Consider the following 4910-nt stretch of genomic DNA (forward strand, 5'->3'; position numbering starts at 1 on the left):
TACGACGCGATCGCCCGCGAGCTGGGCCTCTCGGCCTCGACCGTCCGCGGGCTCCTCGCCCGCGCCCGGGCGACCCTGCGCACCGAGCTCGCCCACTGGCGCTGACGGCGCGGTGCCGGGCCTGCGGGTGCACGATGATGGCGGGATGACTCCGCGCGCCGTGCTCCCCGGGGTGCTCTGGATCGTGAGCGCTCTCGCCTATCTGCTCGCTGAGGCGGTGGCTGCCTCGGCGTTCCCGGGGTACAGCTACGCCCAGAACTACATCTCGGACCTCGGCGTCCCCGAGGTCGGAGTCTTCGAGGGACGGATTATCGACTCGCCTCTGCACGCGGTGATGAACGTGGGCTTTCTGGTTCAGGGGGCGCTCTACCTCGCTGCGGCCGTCGCGACCGTGAGGGCCTTCGGCCGGGGGAGGCTGTTCCTCGCTCTGGCCGTCGTCTACGCGGTCGGGATCGCGCTGGTCGGCCTCGTCCACGGCAGTAGCGCGAGCGCCGAGAGCGGCGTCGGCGGCCTGCACGTGCTAGGCGCGGGCCTCGCCATCGTCAGCGGCAACGCGGCGTCGATCGTGGCCGGAGTCTCGGCGCGACGCGGTCGCCCTCCGTGGGCGTCGGCGCGGCTGGGCGTCGTGCTCGGGATCGTCGGCCTGCTCGGCCTCCTGCTGCTCCAGGTCGACTCCCGGGTGGCGGGCGTCGACCTACTGCCGGACGGAGCCTGGGAACGTCTCGCGGTCTACGCGGTCACCATCTGGCAGCTCGCGACGGGCGCGCGGCTCCTCCTGCGCCAGCCGGCCGCAGCCCAGGGGTAGCCTCCGGGGTGCCGGCGGGAAACGCGCGCGAAACAGGGGGCGGCTACCGTCACGAGCACCGCCGCTCCGCCGCGGTCTCGCCCGCTCTCCGGAGGACGCCACATGCCCCGCCCCGCCTTCCCCGCTCCGCCGAGCGCCGAGCTGCACATCCACCTCGAGGGCACGATCGAGCCCGAGCACATCGTCGAGATGGCGCGGCGCAACGCAGTCGCCCTGCCGACAGAGGACCTCGACGCGCTCCGAGCGCGGTACGCGTTCACCGACCTCGCCTCATTCCTCGAGCTGCACTACTCCAACCTCACGGTGTTGCGGACCGAACGCGACTTCTTCGAGCTCGCCACCGGCTACCTCGATCGCGCGAGCGCGGCGAATGTGCGCAGGGCAGAGATCTTCTTCGATCCGCAGACCCACCTCGGCAACGGGGTGCCGCTCGCGACGGTCATGGCCGGGATCACCCGCGCTCTCGGGGCCAGCGTCGAGACGCACGGTGTCTCGACCGCGCTGATCATGTGCTTTCTGCGCGACCTCGGGGCGGAGGCGGCCGACGAGATGCTGACCGCGATCCTCCCCTACCGCGAGCACATCATCGGCGTGGGTCTGGATTCGAACGAGGTCGGCTTCGGCCCCGAGCTGTTCGTCGACGTCTACGCCCGCGCCGCGGCGGAGGGACTGCGCCTGGTCGCGCACGCCGGCGAGGAGGGCGGTCCCGAGACCGTCGCGGCCACCGTCGACCTGTTGAAGGTCGAGCGGATCGACCACGGGATCCGCGCCATGGAGGATCCGGCCGTGGTCGCGATGCTGCGCGAGCGGCGCATCCCGGTCACAGTCTGCCCGCTCTCGAACGTGGCCCTGCGTGCCGTCGACACGATGGCGGACCATCCGCTTCCCGCGATGCTCCGGGAGGGTCTGGTGGCCACCGTCTCGAGCGACGACCCGCCCTACTTCGGCGGCTACGTGGACGAGAACTACCGTGCCCTGGTCGAGGAGCTGGGGATGGACGATGCGCAGCTCGAACGGCTCGCCCTCAACTCCTTCGACGCCGCGTTCATCGAGGAGGCGGACCGCGAGCGGTGGCAGACCGAGGTCCGCGCGCACTTCCGGCACTGAGGCGGACGGCGCCCGCTGCCACGCGGTGCCGTCCTGGTCGCCATCGACCACCCGTGACCCGCGATCGCGGAGGAACCGACGCACCCCCGCGACGTCCGCCGCGATCCGCGTGAGCGCCCTGCTCGTCGCCGAGCTGCTCGTCGAGGGCGAGCGCGTGTCCGACGGTCTCGAGCCCGCTCACGGCTCCGGGGGCGCGCATCGGGGTCGCTGCACAAGGCGGAGCAGGTGATCGGGACACGACATCCCGCGACGGACCGAGCAGGCACCGGAACCCACCGGTCCGCGTGCGCGAGGATGGATCCCATGCCCACGCGCGTCGACGGCCTCTCGGTCTACCCGGTGAAGGGCCTGTCCGCGCAGCCGCTCGCGCAGGTCGCGCTCACCGCAGGCCGCGGCATCCCCTTCGACCGCACCCTTGCTCTCGCCCGCCCCGGAGGCGCCTACCGCTCCGGGATGCGGCACGGGATCTCCAAGCGCGAGTACTTCGCCCTCGTGGCCGAGGCGCGCCTCGCCGGCCTCAGCACGCACCTCGACCCCGAGTCCGGGCTCCTCACCGTCGACGTGCGCGGCCGCCGCGCTCTCACCGCCGACCTCGGCGCCGAGAGCGGCCGTGCCCGCGTCCGCGCCTTCTACGCCCGGGTACTCGACCTGCCGCCCGGAGTCGAGCCTGTGCTCGCGCAGGACGAGGGCCGCCGGTTCACCGATACAGCGCATGCCTCGGACGTCGAGATGGAGTACGTGTCGCTGATCAACCTGGCGAGCGTCCGCGACTTCGCCGAGCGCATCGGAGCGGAGGTGGATCCGCTGCGGTTCCGCGGCAACATCCACCTCGAGGGCCTGCCCGCGTGGAGCGAACTCGACCTCGTCGGGCGCGAGCTCACCGTCGGCAGCGTGCGGCTGCGGATCACGAAGCCCACCGAGCGCTGTGCGGCCACCGAGGTCGAGCCGGGCACCGGGAGGCGCGACCTGCCGGTCCCGCGGCTGCTGCACAGCACCTACGGCCACGACCTGATGGGCGTATACGCGGAGGTGCTCGACGGCGGCACGCTCCGCGTCGGCGACGAACTGGTGCTCCGTGCCTGACCTGCGACTCGTCGTGGCTGAGCGGGAGGTGCTCACGCCCGCGGTCACGCGCTTCGTCCTCCGCAACGCCGACGACGCGCCCCTCCCCGGCTACAGCGCCGGCGCGCACCTCACTCTGACGACCCCCTCCGGCGCCCGGCGGAGCTACAGCCTCGTCGAGCCCGGGTCGGTGGAACCGCCGCACTACGTGATCGCCGTGCGCCGAGAGCCCCACGGGCGGGGCGGGTCGCGGAGTCTGCACGACGACGTGCGCGTCGGCGACGTCCTCGCGGCGGCGCCTCCCGCGAACACCTTCGCCCTCGAGCCCGCGCGTCGCTACCTGCTGATCGCGGGCGGCATCGGGATCACCCCGATCCGAGCGATGGCGGCCGAGCTCCGGGCACAGGGCTCGGCGGCGCAGGTGGTCTACCTCAGCCGCAGCCCCGCGGACACCGCCTGGCGCGACGAGTTCACCACCGGCGGGGCCCTCGTGCACCACAGCGCCGAGCACGGACGGCTCGATCTCTGGCCGTTCGTCGCCGAGCCGGACGACGACGCTCGGATCTACTGCTGCGGGCCGTCGGCGCTGATCGACGAGGTGCTCGCACTCACGATGCACTGGCGGCCGAGCCGGATCCACGTCGAGGACTTCGCGGGAGTCGACGCCCTCGGCGGCCGGGTCGCCCCGTTCACCGCGGTCTGGGAGCCGACCGGTGCGGCCGTCGACGTGGGCGCAGACCGCTCGATGCTCGCGTCGCTGCGCTCGGCCGGCATCGACATCGACTCCTCCTGCGAGTCGGGCACCTGCGGCACCTGTCGGCTCCGCCTGGTCCGCGGCACGGCCGATCACCGCGACCTCGTGCTCTTGGCCGAGGAGCGCGAGCACTGGATCATGCCGTGCGTGTCGCGGGCGGCGGGCGGCGAGCTCGTCGTCGGACCCGTCGGATCGAGTCGGCCGCTACCGTCGGAGGCATGACCGCACACTCCTCCACCCCGCTCGCCGCCGTGCTCTGGGACATGGACGGCACCATCGTCGACTCCGAGCCCGCGTGGATCCGGGCGCAGGCCGCGCTCGCCGCCGAGCACGGCGCGCGCTGGGGCGCCGAGGACGCGCAGGCCCTGATCGGCTCGACCATGGAGCAGACGGTGCGGTCCCTGCAGTCCGCCGGAGTCGCGCTCGACGACGAATCCGTCGCCGAGCGCCTTGAGAACGAGGTGATCGCCGCCCTGCACGAGGGCGTCTCGTGGCGGCCCGGTGCGCTCGAGCTCCTGCGCGAGACGGCGGCGGCGGGCGTCCCTCAGGCGATCGTCACCACCTCCTCCCGGCGCCTGGCCGAGGTGGTGGTCGCCGCGCTCGGCGTCGCCCTCGCGACCGTCGTCACCGGCGACGACGTCCGCCACGGCAAGCCGGACCCCGAGCCCTACCTGCTCGCGGCGGAGCGCCTCGGAGTCGCCATCGCCGCGTGCGTGGCGATCGAGGACTCCCCCACGGGCCTCGCCGCCGCGATCGCCTCCGGAGCCACCGCGGTGGGGGTGCCGCACGACGCGGTCCTCGAGGAGGGCGCCGACCGCACGCTCCTGTCGACGCTCGCCGGCACCGGGGTCGAGGACCTGCGCCGGCTCGTGGCCCGCCGAGCGGAGTGACGCAGCCGCAACGATCACGCTCCGCCCTCCTGCGCACCCCCTCCCCGACCCGGCCCCCGATGCCTAGGCTCGAGCCGTGACAGCGGAGACGGACGTGCTCGTGGTCGGTGGCGGTCCTGTCGGGCTGTTCCTCGGCGCGCTCCTCGCGCGGGCCGGCGTCGACGTGCAGGTCTGGGAGCAGAGCGTCGACCCGCCCCGCGGTTCCCGCGCCATCGGCATCCACCCGCCCTCGCTCAACGCCTTCGCGGCCGTCGGCGCCGACCTGCCCGTGCTCGGCGAGGCCGCCCGAGTG

Annotated in this window: 7 protein-coding genes; all 7 read left to right on the forward strand. The window is 73.5% G+C overall.

Going from position 1 to position 4910, the window contains the following annotated elements; translation table 11 throughout:
- Positions 1-9: 9 nt before the first annotated feature.
- A complete protein-coding gene (locus tag ACH61_RS19400) occupies positions 10-105 on the forward strand; it encodes a hypothetical protein (protein ID WP_413784042.1) in 96 nt (31 codons plus the stop codon).
- Between the two features lie 40 nt (positions 106-145).
- Positions 146-805, forward strand: coding sequence for a DUF998 domain-containing protein (locus ACH61_RS13875; protein WP_068213094.1), 660 nt, complete (start codon positions 146-148; stop codon positions 803-805).
- Positions 806-907: 102 nt separating this feature from the next.
- A complete protein-coding gene (locus tag ACH61_RS13880) occupies positions 908-1912 on the forward strand; it encodes an adenosine deaminase (protein WP_068213097.1) in 1005 nt (334 codons plus the stop codon).
- A 303-nt stretch (positions 1913-2215) separates the two neighbouring features.
- Positions 2216-2995, forward strand: a complete 780-nt coding sequence (locus tag ACH61_RS13885) for an MOSC domain-containing protein (RefSeq protein WP_158286072.1) — start codon at positions 2216-2218, stop codon at positions 2993-2995.
- Positions 2988-3950 carry a PDR/VanB family oxidoreductase gene (locus ACH61_RS13890; RefSeq protein WP_068213105.1) on the forward strand — a complete coding sequence of 321 codons (963 nt, stop codon included), beginning with the start codon at positions 2988-2990 and terminating at the stop codon, positions 3948-3950. The genes ACH61_RS13885 and ACH61_RS13890 overlap by 8 nt, the downstream gene beginning before the upstream one ends.
- Positions 3947-4618 carry an HAD family hydrolase gene (locus ACH61_RS13895; protein WP_068213109.1) on the forward strand — a complete coding sequence of 224 codons (672 nt, stop codon included), beginning with the start codon at positions 3947-3949 and terminating at the stop codon, positions 4616-4618. The genes ACH61_RS13890 and ACH61_RS13895 overlap by 4 nt, the downstream gene beginning before the upstream one ends.
- 76 nt (positions 4619-4694) lie before the next feature.
- A partial coding sequence (locus ACH61_RS13900) for an FAD-dependent monooxygenase (RefSeq protein WP_153038895.1) occupies positions 4695-4910 on the forward strand: 216 nt, incomplete at its 3' end.

This window comes from Rathayibacter tanaceti (assembly GCF_001634385.1).
Lineage (GTDB): Bacteria > Actinomycetota > Actinomycetes > Actinomycetales > Microbacteriaceae > Rathayibacter > Rathayibacter tanaceti.

What these genes read in the sequence shown, in the direction of transcription:
- ACH61_RS13875 (WP_068213094.1), top strand. Translation starts at nt 146, where the DNA reads ATGACTCCGCGCGCCGTGCTCCCCGGGGTGCTCTGGATCGTGAGCGCT.
- ACH61_RS13895 (WP_068213109.1), top strand. Translation starts at nt 3,947, where the DNA reads ATGACCGCACACTCCTCCACCCCGCTCGCCGCCGTGCTCTGGGACATG.
- ACH61_RS13885 (WP_158286072.1), top strand. Translation starts at nt 2,216, where the DNA reads ATGCCCACGCGCGTCGACGGCCTCTCGGTCTACCCGGTGAAGGGCCTG.
- ACH61_RS13880 (WP_068213097.1), top strand. Translation starts at nt 908, where the DNA reads ATGCCCCGCCCCGCCTTCCCCGCTCCGCCGAGCGCCGAGCTGCACATC.